General features: G+C 46.7%; 12 protein-coding genes. 2 read left to right on the plus strand and 10 right to left on the minus strand.

What is annotated here, in order from left to right:
• The 4 genes from ACNA7P_RS08085 to ACNA7P_RS08100 all read right to left on the minus strand — a co-directional run.
• The coding region (locus tag ACNA7P_RS08085; protein ID WP_416258114.1) for a magnesium chelatase domain-containing protein at nt 1–358 on the minus strand (358 nt) is incomplete at its 3' end.
• Nucleotides 359–581: 223 nt separating this feature from the next.
• On the minus strand, nt 582–1,829 hold the full coding sequence (locus ACNA7P_RS08090; protein ID WP_416258115.1) for a hypothetical protein: 1,248 nt from the start codon (nt 1,827–1,829) through the stop codon (nt 582–584).
• A gap of 213 nt (nt 1,830–2,042) precedes the next feature.
• A protein-coding gene (locus ACNA7P_RS08095) for an IS3 family transposase (RefSeq protein WP_416258116.1) occupies nt 2,043–3,118 on the minus strand; the annotation gives its coding sequence in 2 pieces (ribosomal slippage) (nt 2,043–2,869 and nt 2,869–3,118; 1,077 coding nt in all).
• A 719-nt stretch (nt 3,119–3,837) separates the two neighbouring features.
• The gene (locus ACNA7P_RS08100; protein ID WP_416258117.1) at nt 3,838–6,306 is read right to left on the minus strand and encodes a DUF305 domain-containing protein; all 2,469 of its coding nucleotides are present in this window, start codon (nt 6,304–6,306) and stop codon (nt 3,838–3,840) included.
• Nucleotides 6,307–6,548: 242 nt separating this feature from the next.
• Between ACNA7P_RS08100 and ACNA7P_RS08105 the strand changes: the two genes are divergently transcribed.
• Nucleotides 6,549–7,520: a hypothetical protein gene (locus ACNA7P_RS08105; protein WP_416258118.1), complete on the plus strand. Its 972-nt coding sequence runs from the start codon at nt 6,549–6,551 to the stop codon at nt 7,518–7,520.
• 94 nt (nt 7,521–7,614) lie between these two features.
• On the opposite strand, the gene ACNA7P_RS08110 is transcribed toward ACNA7P_RS08105, so the two are convergent.
• The 4 genes from ACNA7P_RS08110 to ACNA7P_RS08125 all read right to left on the minus strand — a co-directional run bounded on the left by ACNA7P_RS08110 (nt 7,615) and on the right by ACNA7P_RS08125 (nt 10,890).
• The gene (locus ACNA7P_RS08110; protein WP_416258119.1) at nt 7,615–8,310 is read right to left on the minus strand and encodes an EF-hand domain-containing protein; all 696 of its coding nucleotides are present in this window, start codon (nt 8,308–8,310) and stop codon (nt 7,615–7,617) included.
• A 130-nt stretch (nt 8,311–8,440) separates the two neighbouring features.
• A complete protein-coding gene (locus ACNA7P_RS08115) occupies nt 8,441–9,139 on the minus strand; it encodes a response regulator (protein WP_416258120.1) in 699 nt (232 codons plus the stop codon).
• A gap of 32 nt (nt 9,140–9,171) precedes the next feature.
• Nucleotides 9,172–10,620 (minus strand): ATP-binding protein, encoded by a 1,449-nt coding sequence (locus tag ACNA7P_RS08120; RefSeq protein ID WP_416258121.1) that lies wholly within the window; start codon nt 10,618–10,620, stop codon nt 9,172–9,174.
• A gap of 24 nt (nt 10,621–10,644) precedes the next feature.
• On the minus strand, nt 10,645–10,890 hold the full coding sequence (locus tag ACNA7P_RS08125; RefSeq protein WP_416258122.1) for an accessory factor UbiK family protein: 246 nt from the start codon (nt 10,888–10,890) through the stop codon (nt 10,645–10,647).
• A gap of 127 nt (nt 10,891–11,017) precedes the next feature.
• Between ACNA7P_RS08125 and rep the strand changes: the two genes are divergently transcribed.
• Entirely contained in the window at nt 11,018–13,036 is a 2,019-nt protein-coding gene (gene rep / locus ACNA7P_RS08130) for a DNA helicase Rep (protein ID WP_416258123.1), read from the plus strand.
• Here the strand turns inward: rep and ACNA7P_RS08135 are convergent.
• Both ACNA7P_RS08135 and ACNA7P_RS08140 read right to left on the minus strand, forming a co-directional pair.
• A complete protein-coding gene (locus tag ACNA7P_RS08135; protein WP_416258124.1) occupies nt 12,999–15,650 on the minus strand; it encodes an EAL domain-containing protein in 2,652 nt (883 codons plus the stop codon). The two genes, rep and ACNA7P_RS08135, sit on opposite strands and share 38 nt — an antisense overlap.
• A gap of 227 nt (nt 15,651–15,877) precedes the next feature.
• Nucleotides 15,878–16,312 (minus strand): c-type cytochrome, encoded by a 435-nt coding sequence (locus ACNA7P_RS08140; RefSeq protein ID WP_416258125.1) that lies wholly within the window; start codon nt 16,310–16,312, stop codon nt 15,878–15,880.
• Between the last annotated feature and the right edge of the window lie 236 nt (nt 16,313–16,548).

The following is a 16,548-nucleotide window of genomic DNA, read 5'->3' on the forward strand; positions in this document are numbered from 1 at the left end:
CCCCATCTATGCGCCGTATGGCGCCATCAAGCGCTAACTCGCCATAACACTCTAAGTGCGGTAATTCGCCTTCCTCAATGGTTTCGTTTGCCACCAAAATGCCCAAGGCAATGGCTAAATCGAAGCGCGCCCCCTGTTTTGGCAACTCCGCCGGAGACAAATTGATGGTGATACGCGCCACCGGAAACTCCAGGCCACTATTTAGTATCGCCGTTTTTACCCTATCGCGCGCCTCACGCACCGTAGTTTCCGGCATACCAATGATTTGTAAACTCGGCACCCCGCGCGCAACATTTACTTCAACCCGCACCAACGGCGATTCCATCCCCAATTGCGCCCGGGTTAACACCACTGCCATTCCCATAGCCACCTCGATTGCTTCCTGCAAAACGAAAAGTGTAGCGTGTATAGTTGTAGTTGTTCGCTATTAAAGGAGAGATTCAGTAATTGCGCACAAATACGCCGTTATCAGGTTGTTAAGCTTTTTCGAATGCGCTATAAAATTATGAGCGTTGCAGTTATTATCTGAATTCAGGCTCAAATACAAGGAGGGGATTCCCCTCCTTGTAAAAAGCTACCTGTTAATTAGGATCGGTTTCTGGGGCGGGATCAGAAACATTTTCGCTTGGTAGGTCCGTAATGGATGTTCTACATGCGTTGCAGAACTGAAAGCCCCAACTCCCCATTGTCGAAACTAATCTGCCAATCCATCCGCCGGGGCTACCGCCTCCGCCTGTTGAAGTAGGTTGACTACTTGTATCACAAGAATTACCGGAAACGCCCATTTGAATGTCGTTCGCGAACACGTTGGCATACTGATATCCTTTATTGATATCGCCTACATCATCTGGGTCATCACCGTTTCCAGTAATGAAGTTAGAGATAGCCTGGCGTTGACCATCAGCTTTCGTATACCAACTTGCATTATCAGGAATGTTCTGGACTGGTTGCATTGTAGCCGCATATCTTCGAGCTTGCTGATTTGTATATCCAGCAACGTTCATAGCCGCTCCGTAAAACCAGTTCCCAAACTCTTCTGTCGCGTCAGGATAGTCAGCGTTGAATGCAAAGTCATAAACTCTGTTTCTATTAAAATTAACAATAAAATAGGAAGCTTTCTGGAAAACGTTTAAGTTTTCAGTATCTTGCTTTATCTTATTTAATGCTTTGTTTATGTCTAAGCTTTCAGGTGCGCCGGTTGCCTCAAAGTCTGAGCATGATGAGGAAAGTATTTCTTGTTGAGTGGAAGTTGAACTGGTAGGGAGAGATTGAATTTCAAAGCAAATATTAGTTACAGGGTCGCAAGTTTCACCCGGAGGCAGAGGAGGTGACGTTCCACCTCCTTTCTCCTCCTCTTTTGGAACTGAATCTAGGTTGATGAAAAAGATACCCCCATCATTCTCTGTAATACCAAACCCTATCGTGAGGCGCACATCTTCGTTTACACTAGAGTATGGCTCTATACGAAATCCAATGTCTGATGTTTGCATCGTTGTTTGATAACTGATTGTTCCCCCATTTGGTGATGATAATTCATTTATTTCAACAGCTGTGCCGCTGCTCATATCGTATATCACGACCTTAAAGGGATAATTCTGATCGGTAGAGACCACGTTGAAAATAACTTCATTTCCATGCGGGATTTCATCTGAGTTAAAACAATTAAAGAAATCATTTTCATTCTCTATGTCGACAACTACCGAGCTCAAAGGACTCAATTCAACGCATTCCACAGTTTCTGTTGTCGAAGCACTAGCATCAGAGAAAAGGCTTGCCAAGAAAAAATACTGCAGAAAAAATACTGCACTTAAAACAGCTCTTGTTTTCATAAAAACTCCTTTTTACATTTAAAACGCTTTTTCCTTACTGCCGCACTTTCGTATCTCAATAAATTTACAAAGTCAACCTTGAACATATGGAGGTTGCATTTCCTTTACGATTAAAATACAAAATAGTGCATTAATCGGGCGATATTCTATAGCTTTTAATATAGTTGATCTTTCCCCTGAAATAACACCACATTTTCAATGAGATTTCAGTTTTTATGCCACCTGTTTCGCGTACTCAGCTGGCGGTAAGTAATTCAGTGAGCTGTGAGGTCGTTCTTCGTTGTAATGACGCTGCCACTGCTCTATGTCGTATCGCGCTTCATCCAATGTTCTGAACCAATGTTGATTCAAACATTCGTTTCGGAACTTGCCGTTCAGGCTCTCCACAAACGTATTCTGTGTGGGTTTGCCTGGCTGAATAAAGCTCAGTCGAACGCCTTTCGTCTTGCTCCAGAAGAACATTGCCTTACTGGTAAATTCGGTGCCGTTGTCGCAAACAATCGAGTCGGGTTGATCGCGAGTCTCAATAATCTGCGATAGAAACCGCGCTACCTGCTGCCCTGATATCGACACTGAAATAAGTTGGCCAACGACTTCGCGGCTAAAATCATCAACAATGTTTAAAACCCGAAAACGACGCCCACTAGCTAATTGGTCGGAAACAAAGTCCATCGACCAGCGCTGATTTACAGCAGTTGGAGCGCCCATGACGACACGTGGTCGCGTTAGTCTTTTACGCTTTTTAGTACGAACCTGAAGCCCTTGCTCTGTGTATAAACGGTACGTTCGCTTCTTGTTTTTAACGAGTCCTTCGCGCTTAAGAAGGCCGTGTAGCATCAAATATCCGTAACGCGGATACTCGACTGCCAGCTCCTTTAAACGAGCCGTGACAGGCTCATCCTGGCGCTTTTTAGGTTGATATCGATAAGCGGTTCGACTCAGCCCGACCAACTTGCACGCAAGGCGCTCACTAAGCTTAAACGTAGTCACTAAATGCGTAACCACGTGCTTTTTGCTGGCGGGCTTTACCACTTTTTTGAGACGACATCTTTCAAGGCTTCTGTCTCAAGCATTTTCTCCGCTAAGAGCTTCTTCAGTTTAGTGTTTTCGGCTTCGAGCTCGCGTAGGCGCTTCGCTTCGTTGACTTCCATACCGGCGTATTTACTACGCCAGTTGTAAAAAGTCCCATTGGATATACCGAGGCGACGGCAAATGTCTTCAACCTTGGCTCCAGCCTCGTGCTCTTTGATGGCCTTGATGATTTGTTCTTCGCTGTAACGTTTTTTCATTTTGAGATCTCCACTTGACCCATTTTAATGGAAATCTCATCGATGTCATGGTTCTATTCTTGGGGGAGAGGTCAGACGGAAAACCACTGAGGAGCAAGTGAATAGCTTCGTTAGTGCCGTTCAATACTTCACAAGTGAGAGCCCCAGAAGTTTCACTCTCGCTCCTCGAGGGAGCCGGCGTACTTCTGAGAAGTATGGCGAAGTACAGAGTTATACTTTTTGTATTTACTTTGGGCCAGCAATGAAATCGACTTCATGCATTCATATGTTATTTTCGATAATCGAACTAGATTTAATTGCTGATTTTGATACCGCCAAAATCGAATATGTAATTATTGAAAAGTAATTTCAGTATACGCAGAGCGAGTGTTGCAGTTATTAGTTGAATCTATGATTCGCTAGAACAATCACTAAATACAGAGTGATAAACCAGTTCACCGCTGGTATTAAAGAAAGTAGGGAAAACTTCAATACGGATTGGCCTGCTTTCCAAGCTAAGAATGCGTTAACACCCACATGAATCGCATAAAGGAACAGTGCTGGTATTTCACAGCCATTACCCACCCACTTGCACACATGCGCATCGCTTTTTATGTTAGCTATCGCCCATAAACCCTAAAGAAAGGGTAAATAATTACGCTCTACGAAAGTTTAAACGCGTTCGCGAATAAACATCCTGTAGAGCGTTTTATTATCTGCAAAAAAGTTAGAACCAATGATTAACGCAAACGCGCCACTACACCCTTCAGTGTTTCACCAAGTGCATGCATACGCTGGCGTTCCATGCCTTCATAATCCCGTGCCGTTGCGCCGAAATTATTAGCCAAAGCACTTAAGCGATCTGCCACGCTACTGTTTTGCGCGTTTGCATCAATGGATTGCTGGGCTTGTTCTAATAAACCGGTTAGTTCGGCTACCTGATCGCTGCTCAAAGTGTTGCTGCGCACTAGCTGATCTTGATAAGCACGCGCCACTACTGGCTCTCCAGGCCAATCCAGCACAGTTTGCAACTGCGGGTTAAACGTTTCGCCTTTGTCTACCAACAGTGCTGCGGCCAACTCGTTCTCACTCAAGTATTCGCTTGGCAGCATTGAAAGCACATCTAAGCCGCGCACAATTTCTGTACCGTATACCAATCCACGATACCAATACGCAGACCAGTAACCACCAGTAACGAGCGCTTTCTCGTCAATTGGCCCGCGATCGAAGTATGCGATCTCAACTGGGTTAGCCGAATCGGTAAAATCAAACACCGAAATACCACCTTGATACCAAGATTGCGCCATGATATCTCGCCCTGGTACTGGTAATAACGAACCATTGTGCGCTACGCAATTCTCAGTTTCGGTTTGCGGAGCTGGCATTTTGTAGTAACTGCGGAATACCAGTTTCTGATCTTCGATATCGTAAATAGCATTTGCACCCCAGCTCATTGGATCGGAAGCACGACAACGCGGCCGGGTGCCACCGCCCCACTCATCAGTGAAAATTACTTTACTACCATCATTGCTGAACGTAGCCGAATGCCAATATGCAAAGCCTGGATCAACTACAGCATCGATACGCGTTGGGTTAATAGGATCGGAGATATCAAACAAGATACCGTTACCTGAACACGCCCCTGCCGCTAGGTTGGCTTCTGGGTACACCGTAATATCGTGGCAATGGTTGGTTTCATTGGTGGTTTGCGTACCCGGGCCATGGTCGCCTCGCTCCCATAAACCCGCTAACACCCCGGTTTCCTCGTCAGCAAATACTGCTGGGCTATGGATAATGCGCGCATCTTGTGGATTATCGATAGGAATCTCAATCACATCAATACGGAACAGCGCCGTGCGCTCGTCACGGTAGGGGTCTTTATTTACGCAACCTTCTAACTCTTCCTCATCACGCACAAAGCTTGTAGCTGAGTTATATACAATTAAACGATTATCTTCTTCCGTTACTACAGTATGAGTATGTGACCCGCGGCAAGTTTGCACTGCGCCCACCTGCACCGGCATACGCAAATCGCTAATATCGAAAATACGTAAGCCACGGAAGCGTTCTTCGCTAACCTGTTCGGCAACGCCCTGCAGGCCGCAATCTAAGCGCCCGCGGCCTTGCTCTACCGACATAATCAATAAATCGCCCACAACGGAAACGTCGCCTTGGCCTCCAGGGCAAACCACTGCACTAATCAGTTCCGGTTGGCCATGGTTGCTAATATCGTAGATTTTAAAGCCGTGGTAGTTACCCACCACCAACGTGTTATCAGAAAACGCCATATCAGTATTGGCAAAATCTAGCAATGATGGGCGGTTGCCTGAATCTTTGTCACCAGCCTCTGCCTCAACATCACCATCGCTTGAATCAGCAGATTCGTTAGCAAGTTCACGTAAGCGGCTAGCTGGTAATCCGGAAGGATTACTCGGGTCATAAAACCCAGCTGGTTTTGGTAATGCGGCAAGCAATTCCATGTTCCAAATCGCTTCTTCCGCGTCGCGGAAGCCAGCAGCTAACCCCGCACGAGGATCTGGCGAATAGCCTACTAACATCGCCATCATGCGTTCAATTTCAGCTTCTTGATCGTTTTTAACCTCGTTCGCAAACTCAAACATTTCTGGTTCCTGAGCAGAACCACGTTGTCTGAGTAAATCTCTAACCATGGTTAACGCACCTTCATGGTGTTTGATCATCAGCTCTAAGAACATGCGATCAAACTCCGGACCAGTTGCAGCTTCAAGTGCTGCCATTTGCTCAGGAGTTGCCATGCCTTCCATACCATGATGGCCATGGTGCCCATGCTGAGCATGATGGCCATGCTGACGCCAATCGGTATCAGGAACGCGCTCGCCACGTTCGCTTAGCCACTGCTGCATGAACTCAATTTCATCTTTTTGAGTGCGCTCAATGCGATCAGCCAGTTCCATCATTTCATTACTGCTGGTACGTTCCGCCAGCAATACGGTCATATCCAACGCTTGCTGATGATGCGGCAGCATATCTTGCATGAATTTCACATCGGCGGCGGTGTAGCGCACTTCAACCAGTTGTAGCGCTTCTTCAACACTAATTTGGCGGCTACCCTGGCCTGGAGCACTAGGCTGTACAATAGGTACATCAGCCAGAGCAACAGAAAAACAAGAGGCTGCAGCGATAGCAAGCAACAGCGGTGAAGGGCGTAGTAAACGTTTAGGGTTGGACATAACTGTATGATCCTGATTGAAAAACCAAACAACCAATATACGTGTTCTGCATTCACTCGCCACATTGCTTGCGTTTAAACGACTAAAGTTCAAGACGAATCTATTTACAATCTATTAACATCGAAACATCCAGATACACAATCATGATTCCTCTGTGCAGTATTTTTGCGGTATGCTCAGCGAACTTGAATTGTTTGATTTATGCTCATTTTATTCAGCAGGTAACTACTCAGCAGGTAACTATGTATTCCTCATTATTTAAACGTGGTTTTTCTCTTGTAATGCTGGCACTTTTGCTACTAATAGGTACTGCTCAGGCACAGCAAGTAAATATTGGTATGGATACCATTGATGAAGTATTTAGCCCGGTAATCGAAGCGCTTACGGAAAATGATCACAAAGCTGCAGATAGAGAACTGAAAAAGTTACGCCGTAGTATGAGTAACAGCGGTGATTATCACTTTTTGGCAGGCATGGTTACCGTGCTCTCGATGAATGATGCCAGTGCCATTCGCTTACCTTTTTTAGCAAGGCGGATGCGCAATCAGTGGAACGAGGCGTTAGAGAAAGAGCCGAATCACGAACTAGCCCATTTGAGTTTGCTACAATTTCACGCCAACGCACCCGGTTTAGTGGGGGGCGATAGCGATAAAGTAGGTGAGCATGCCGCGCGCTTGCATGAGCTTAACAGCCCATTTCGGTTTCAGGCGGATATCGTACTCGCCACATTGGCTGATGATAAAGAAGCCGAAGAAGCCGCATGGTTGGCGTTGTTTGCGGCCCAACCAGAAAACTTAAGTGCGCGATTTAACTATATAGCTCAACGTATTAACGATGCTGAATATGCTGCCGCGCTTACGCAAATAAATGCAGTGTTAGCGGCGATCGATAGTAGTGATGAAGAGCAGCAAGAATTACAAGCTCGAGTTTATTATCAATGGGGCAAACTGGCTGCTGAATCCGGCACTGAACTAGAACCCGGAGCTGAATACTTACAGTTGTTACTCGCCGAAAATCGAGTGCCAGAGGGAATGCAGCCAGGTTGGGCTAAGTATCGATTGGCGCAAATATTTTTACACCAAAGCAATCATGAGGAAGCTGCTGAATTGCTTGCCGAAGCGCAATATGATGCTGAGAATGACGCGAACTTGAAGGAAGTGCTCGCTAATATGGGCAGTTGGTGCACAAACAATGGTATTACGGCAACCTGCTAACGCCCTGATAACCAATAAAAAAGAGAGCTGCCGCTCTCTTTTTTAGTTTAGTGCTTATTAATTTACTACTGAGTTACTAACGTTCCGCAACCAGTTAGTTGTTGCCACGCTCATCTGCGCGCTTGTTGCGCACGCGAATAATTCGGTTACCTTCTTCATCAACGCTTACTTCCACCGCATCACCACGAATAATAAGGGCTTCACGGCGGGCCTCGGCACCCATTGCACGGGCTTCGTGAGCACGCTGTTGCGCTTCGCGAGCAAGTTCACGAGCTTCACGAATGCGCTCACGATCTTCCTCAGATAGCTCACCCATATTCACAGCACGGCGGCGCACTTCAATATGGCGATCTAAGTGCAGCTCTCCCTGTAACTCTGCAAACTGCTCCACACTTACTACGCCTGTACCATCGGTATCCAAGCGTTGGAACATACGCTCCGAACGTTCCCGCGCTTGGTTTACCATTACTTCGGTAAGCTCTGCTTGGGTAATATAGCCATCTTGGTTTAAATCGAACTGGGCAAAATGCTCTTGCAAGCGCTCGTTGCGAACTTCGCGCATACGCTCACGCATTTGCTCGCCTCTCTGGTTACCGGCACGATCACCGGCATGGTTCCCTGCGCGGTTACCCGCTTGGTTACCTTCTCGATCTACCACAATCATACGAGCTTGCTGTTGCCGCTCACCGCGCTCGCGCGCATCGGTTGCATCAGCAGTGGCTGCGCCCACTGCAGATAACGGCATTAAACACGCTATTGCTACCATTACTTTATTTAATTTTTTCATCATTTACTCCAGTTATGCAACTGAGCCCAAAACTAAAGGCTTACTATCATTCACTTCACAAGCTCAGTATTGCGCGCAACGGTGCAGTAATTGCACATCAATTGTGGAGAAAGTGTGGAGAAATGAAAAGGGGCTACTTGGTACCGTTTACGTTCTTGCCATTTACGAAACGATAACCCACACCATACACCGCCTGAATTACATCATCGGCACCTGCTTTTTGCAGTTTATGGCGCAGGTTTTTAATATGGCTATCCACTGTTCTATCACTCACAATGCGGTGATCATCATAGGCGGCGTTAATCAATTCATCGCGGCTATATACGCGCCCAGGATGTTTACTCAGCATGGTAAGCAAACGAAATTCCACTGGCGTTAAATCTAACAACTGCTGCTGCCAATACGCTTGGTAACTGCCGCTATCGAGCTGCAGTGGGCTACTATCGTTGCTTACTGGGGCTGCTTGCTGCCACTGGCTACGCCGCAGCAGGGCCTCTACTCGCGCTACTACTTCACGCGGGCTAAATGGCTTCACCACATAATCATCCGCGCCCAAGCGCAAACCCACAATACGGTCTACCTCGTCATGGCGAGCAGTAAGAAAAATAATCGGCACATGGCTGAATTCGCGCACTTGCCTACACACTTCAAGCCCATCAATGCCAGGTAGCATTACATCAAGCAGCACCAGATCGGGTTGCTGCGCACGCATATCGGTTAACGCCTGATCGCCTCGCTCATGCGCCACTACGGTGTGCCCGGCTTGGGCTAAATAATCCGCCAGCAATTGGCGAATTTCGGCTTCGTCTTCCACTACGAAAATAGTGCTCATGAGTATTCTTGGCTCCTGCACTCAGCGGCTATTCACTGGGAATCACTTACTATAGCAGTGCTATCAAGTAAACGCGGCAATACTACGTGCATCCGTAATCCACCAAGCTCACTTGCTTCCGCCTGCACTGTGCCACCATGCGCCTGCACAATTTGCGCAACAATGGTTAAACCAAGCCCACTGCCGCCACTTGCGCGTTGGCGATGAGCATCAATACGATAAAACCGTTCAAATAAGCGCTGACGGTGCGCTTCTGGCACTCCCGGAGCGCTATCTTCAATGCGCAACTCAACCGCCTGTGCCTTTACTAGCAGGTGCATTTGCACAGCACCAGGGCTACTGGTGTAACGTAAGCTGTTATTCAACAAATTCATACACACTTGCTGCAATCGTGCGCTATCTGCCCGCACAAATGCCGCGCTTTCGGGCACATGTAAGCTCAGCGTAAGCCCCGTCTTGGTGAAGCTAGGCTGCACTTGCTGGTGCAACTGCGTTACAAATTGCACCATATTCAGCGGTTGCCAATGATAACTGAGCTGCCCCGCACCGGCTTGCGCCAATGTGTGTAAATCATTTACTAATCGATTCAGCTGTTCTGTTTGTTGTTGCAACCGCTTACACAACTGTTGGTTAGGTTCTCGAATACCATCTTCAACAGCCTCTAGCTCGCCTTTCAACACGGTAAGCGGAGTGCGCAGCTCATGAGCAATATCTGCCATAAATTGCCGCCGTTGGTGTTCGGTATTGGCGAGGTTTTCCGCTAGCTGCGCAATAGCTATGGCGAGTTCACCCACATCATCTGGAATTTGCTGATTTGGCAGCGCCGTGAGCACGGGATATTGGTAATCTCCGGCGGCCAGCTGCTGAGTGCTATAGCGCAACCTAGCTAAGCGCTTACGCAACACGCTGGCCAATAACCAAGCCACAATTGCGGCAATCACAATGGCCAGGGCTCCGGCCCACCACAACGCGCGTTGCTGTTGTTGGGCGAATACTTGGTCTACTGGCTGCAGATCACCTTGGGGGATGGGTGCACTTAATGTGGCAATTATTTCGCCCTCACCTAGCACGGCCACTGAAATGGGAGTATTTATCGGCGTCCCCAATACTTGATAACCATATAGGGTGGTGAGGCTTAAGGTACTGAAGGTTAAATCAATATCGGGGTTTAGAGTGCCGGTATTCAGCAGCGCATCGCGCTGCACTTCATTTACAATACGCTGCCATAGCACCGCTTCGCTAATTTCTCGCACACCTTGGCGCCGCAAACGTTGCAAGTTGTCTTCGTAATACTCGGAGAAAACAGCTGCCACCTGTTCAACACGGCGCTGTTCTTGCTCCACTAAGTAGGCTTCAAAATTATTTAAAAACGCACTGCGCACACCAAATAATACCAAAAATACCAACACCATTCCGGTGCCAGCAATAGCGATAAAGAACTGAACGCGCGTACTTAAATAAGGGCGAATATAGCGAAGCAATAGCGTTTCCTTATTGAGCGAACACTACGGGAGATTATTCTCTTGTGCGTCTAGTTTCGCTTCAAGTGCTTCAATGCGCTGGCGCAAACGTAAAATCAGCTGCTGCTGAATTTCCATTTCTTCGCGGGTTACCACATCAAGTTTGCCCAGCTGCGATTGCACTGCTTGCTTTACTTTTTGCTCAACATTATCGGCCATACCTCGCACGCCCGGCGGAATGCTCTCGGTAATTTGCTTCGCTATTTGCTCAATTTTTTTTGCATCAATCATAAAAACCTCTCTGTTTTCTCTATTCTTACAGCATACCGCAATTTGTCGGTATGGCATATTTTCGAATTCGGGTACAATGCCTCTCTACAACGCTTTTAATAACATAGATTCGTAAATCAGGTTGTTCATGCAATTAAACCCACAACAGCAAGCGGCAGTTGAGTACATAAGTGGCCCTACCTTGGTACTTGCAGGTGCTGGCAGTGGTAAAACTCGGGTGATCACCGAAAAAGTAGCCTACTTGGTGAATCAAGCGAGCTACAAACCCCATCATATAGCTGCGGTAACTTTTACGAACAAAGCCGCGCGGGAAATGCGGGAACGAATATCTCAGCGCTTAGGCCGGAAAAACTGCCGCGGATTAAGGGTTTCCACCTTTCATACCCTTGGCCTCGATATGATTCGCCGAGAAACCACATTGCTCGGTTTCAAGCCTGGTTTTTCTTTGTTCGACGACCAAGACACCTTCGCTCTGCTCAGCGCTTTATGCGAAGGCGAAATTGATGCCGATAAAGCACTACTGCAGAGCGCCCAACGGCGAATTAGCCATTGGAAAAATGCCATGCTGTTACCCGAGCATGTGCAGGCCGATGAGGCATTCCCTAACGACACATTGTTCGTTGAACTATATACCGCCTACCAAAAGCATTTAAAGGCCTGCAACGCGCTTGATTTCGATGATCTCATTTTGCTGCCTACCCTGTTATTAAAACAAGTGCCCGCCGTACGCCAACGCTGGCAACAGCGTATTCGTTACCTATTAGTAGATGAATATCAAGATACCAATACCAGCCAATATGAATTGGTGCGCTTGTTGGTGGGCGAACGGGGCCGGTTTACCGTGGTAGGAGATGATGACCAAAGTATTTATTCTTGGCGTGGCGCTCAGCCAGAAAACCTTAGCCTGCTGCAAAACCATTATCCAGAGCTAAAAGTGATTAAGTTGGAGCAAAATTATCGCTCGGTGGGGCGTATTTTGAAAAGCGCCAATATTTTGATTGCTAACAACCCTCATATGTTCGAGAAAAAGCTGTTCTCAGCAATGGAATATGGCGAACCGCTACGGGTTATTTTTGGCAAAAATGAAGAAAATGAAGCCGAGCGCGTAGTAGCAGAAATCATTCGCGAACGCTTTTTGGATGCTACACGTTATGGTGATTACGCTATTTTGTACCGTGGCAACCACCAAGCGCGGATCTTTGAAAAAGCACTAATGAACAACCGGATTCCTTACAAAATTACCGGTGGCCAATCATTTTTTGCGCGAGCGGAAATTAAAGATATTTTGGCCTATTTGCGCCTTGTGGTGAACCCAGATGATGACAACGCCTTCTTACGCATTATCAACACGCCGCGCCGCGGCATTGGCCCTAGCACAATTGAGCGCATCGGCCAGCTAGCCCACCAAGAAAACCTAAGCTTGTTCGCTACCTGCCAACACCATGGTTTGAAAACGCTATTGGCCAGCCGTGCGTATCATGATGTGCAAGAATTCACCCAGCTGATATTACACACCACACGGGAGAGCGATTCCGGCGAACAGCATGCCGCTCAAGCAGTTCAGCAGTTAATTCAAGCAATCCATTATGAAGATTGGTTGTTTGAAACCAGCGGTAGCCCTACTGCCGCTGAAATGCGCATCAAAAACGTGAATGAATTGTATCGATGGGTAAGCGATATGTTGATGGGCAGCCCAGAAAATGATCCCATGACCCTTGATCAAGTTGTATCCCGTTTAGTGTTGCGCGATATGCTCTCACGCCAAGACGAAGATGATGATTCCGATCAAGTGCAGTTAATGACCTTACATTCCTCGAAAGGCCTCGAGTTTCCATACGTATTTTTAGTGGGCATGGAAGAAGGTTTGCTGCCGCATCAAACCAGCATTGATAACGAAGATATCGAAGAAGAACGGCGGCTTGCCTACGTGGGTGTTACCCGCGCCCAACGCAAGTTAACTTTTACCTTAGCCAAGCAACGCAGGCAGTATGGGGAAACCATACGCCCAGAAGTAAGCCGCTTTTTAATGGAATTGCCACAAGATGATATTGATTGGGAAGATCAGCGCAAACCGGTGAGCCGCGAAGAGCAGCAGCAAAAAACAGAAACTAATCTTGCACGTTTGCGAGAGATGTTACGGCGCTAGGAGAATTATCGTTAGTTGCTTTGCTACTTAAACTAGTTTTATCGCCCTCCACTTTTCGCGCCTTGCTCAGTAAATTACCCTGGCCGATGGTAACGCCAAGATCAAGCAAATTATCCAATTGAGCTTGGTTTTCGATACCTTCAGCCGAAAGCTGAATGCCTAAATCTTTGCATAGCGTAACAATATGTTTCACCATTGCTTGCGCCCGCTCTTTACGATCTAGTTGTGCTACAAAACGACTATCAAGCTTAATTACATCGAACGGATAATTATAAATAAAGTGCAGCGGGCCAGTAACACGGCCAAAATCATCCAGCGCTAACATGAACCCAGCTTCTTTCAAGTTTCGCAAGCTAACCAAAACTCTGCGAGCATCTTCTTTTTGCAGCGATTCCTCATCGAATTCAAGCACCAGCCTATTAAATGGCGCTGCGCTCTGCTTCACAATTTCTATCAACGCTTGCACATGTCGCGGTCGCAGTAAGTGCTGAATACTTAAGTTAATGTGAATCGGTGCGATATCACGGTTCTGCTTCTTCCGCGACATAATTAACCTACAAGTTTCTGCAAGTACCCACTGATCAATTTCAATAATTGCGCCTGAGCGCTCCGCCAAAATCATAAACTCAGCTGGCAAAACCGTTTGCTCACCATGTTGCCAACGAACAAACATCTCATAGCTTTGCACTTCATTGTTATCAAGATACATAATCGGCTGATACCAGAGCCGGAAATCTTTTTTCGCTTGCGCATGGCGTAGCGCAGATTCTTGATTCAAAGCAGCCACTAAGCCGCTACGGATTGCTTCATCAAATACAATGTAACGCCCACGGCCAAGATTCTTCGCCTCGTACATGGCAGCATCGGCATCACGCAATAGCCTATCGGAAGTATCATCCGCACCTCGGCACGTAGCAATACCAATACTTGCCCCTGAAAAATGCACTTGCCCATCTAATTTAAACGGCTCTTTCATAACATCGATAATGCGTGCGGCTACATCCCGCGCATCATCCACTGTTTTAATCGGTTCTAGCAGAATAACGAACTCATCACCACCTAAACGAGCCAAGAAATCAGGTTCACGAATTGCGCCATGAATGCGCCGTGCGACTTCTAATAAGAATTCATCGCCGGCGGAATGGCCCAAAGTATCATTAATGTTTTTAAACCGATCGAGATCCACAAACAGCAGCGCAAAGTTGTCCTCGGGTTGCCGCTTTTGCCGCGTTAACGCCTGATTTACTCGCTGAATAAACATGGCTCGATTGGGTAAGCCGGTTAAATTATCGTGGTGCGCATCATGATATAACTGCGCTTCAATTTCTTTTCTGCGCTCAATTTCTTCAACTAATTCTTCCGTTCGCTCGGCAATACGCTTTTCAAGGAAACTGTTCGCTTTGGCGAGTTGCTCTGCGGCTCGCCTTCGATCGATAGCAATCGATACGTGGTGCGCAACAAAATTTAGCAGCTCGAGATCATCGCGGGAAAAAGGCCGTTCTTCCCGATAGGTTTGGGTAGCAATAACACCGAACACCTTGCCATCTACCATCAATGGAGAGCCAATCCATTGGTGCGCTAATTTTCCTCGGTTTTCGGCAAGTACTACTTCACCTTTAGCCACTAAACCATCACGGATTTTGCCATCTACGTAAGCTGCTTTACGAGTGCGCAGTACATATTCGGTAAGGCCTCGTTGTAGATTTCGTTGCCGCGCTTGAAAGCCACTTTCATCAGCATAATACGGGAAATAAACTTGCTGACGGTTTTCAGTGAGCAGCGCGATGTAAAAGTTTTCCGCCTGAATAAGGCGCGAAACTTCAATGTGTAACTGCCGGTAGAATGCCGGCATATCTGCAGCGGTGTTAGTAAGCTCAGAAATCGAGAATAACACTGCGTTTTGCAGCTCTGCTTTTTCCCGCTCACGAATTTCAGTACGCAACTCTTCGTTGGTTTGGCTAAGCTCGGCAGTACGTTTGGTAACCTCAGATTCTAAAAATTCGCGCCGGCGGAAACGCTCAAGTGCGTTTACCACGTGTTGCGAAACGAACATTAATAATTCGAGATCTTCACTTTTATACCGCACTTCTTCTAAATAGCTTTGTACTACCATGGCGCCAATCAACTCGCCATTCGCAATTAACGGAACACCGAGCCAATCTACGGGCATAGAACCCAAGAAATTTACTTCACCGGCCGACACCAAGTTATCAATATCACTTTTAGTGCAGAGCATAGGCTCGCCACTACGTAATATGTAGCCGGTCATTCCGCGCATCAGTGCCTCTACCGGCACCTCGGCAACCATGCGCGCATCATCATATTGATCAATAAAATAAGGGAATGTGAAGGAGTTTCTATCGTCTGTGTATAAACAAATATAAAAGTTTTTTGCCGCCATTAGCTGGCCAATAATACGGTGCACATCACTGTAGATATGATCCATACTTTGCGCTGACGACGCTGATTCAGAGATACGAAAAAGAGCCTGCTGAATTACTTCAGCTTGGCGATATTTTTGTGTCAAAACCTTGAGGCGGGCTACTACGCGTTCAAGGCGGCGCACCTGTTCAGCTTGATCAACGTCCTGTATCACTTGGCTTTTTTTGCTCACTATGAGCAGCCCCCTTGTGGGAAGTTCTGCTAAGTAGTTAACCTTACACTAATTGCACAGGTTAACGAATTGTTATTTTTGTAAGATTTTGCAGTATATTACGAGTTTCGATGAATGAAAAGTAAACAAACTGAATAAAACAAAGTGAATTGATATAAAACAAAAAACCGCCATAACGGCGGTTTTCGAAGGCGATATAACACTAATCGCGGATTTTGCTAATCTGGTTAGATGTCTGCAATCATATATTCGATTGCAGCTAAGATTTCATCATCTGAACAGTTCATACAACCGCCGCGAGGTGGCATTGCATTATAGCCATTAATTGAATGCTCTAATAATACATCCATACCTTGCGTTAAACGTGGTTCCCAATCACCAGCATTATTGATACGTGGTGCGTTCAGTACGCCACTTGTATGGCATGCAGCACACGCTGTGTTGTACACTTGCTCACCCGAGCGATCGCCCTCTTGCGAGGCTGAGGCAACTGCTTGAGTGGTTTCTTCACCTGCTAAACGTACTTTAGCTGCCGGCTTAATACGCTCAGCAATCGCTTCGCGTGACATATCTGTAGAAACAGCCATTACGCTTCCCGCTACAGCAACACCTGCAACAACAGCGAGTACATGTTTCCACTTCAATTGATTTAAAAACTTCACGGCTTTCTCCTGTTCGCACTGGTGGCGAAAAATAATGTAATGCTGAATACCTGCAACGATTATAACGAGAAATCTGCTCGCATGAAACTGTTTGCGCAGTATTTATCCAATTCGCTGACGTTTACCCGTAAACTCGCTCATATTCCTATGCTTAGGCTAGTTTCACTATTCGCTGTGATACACTTACAGCATATAAAGTGTACATGTATGTATACGCAAAAAAACTGATATAGATT

This window comes from Aliidiomarina sp., from assembly GCF_047920995.1.
Classification (GTDB): domain Bacteria; phylum Pseudomonadota; class Gammaproteobacteria; order Enterobacterales; family Alteromonadaceae; genus Aliidiomarina.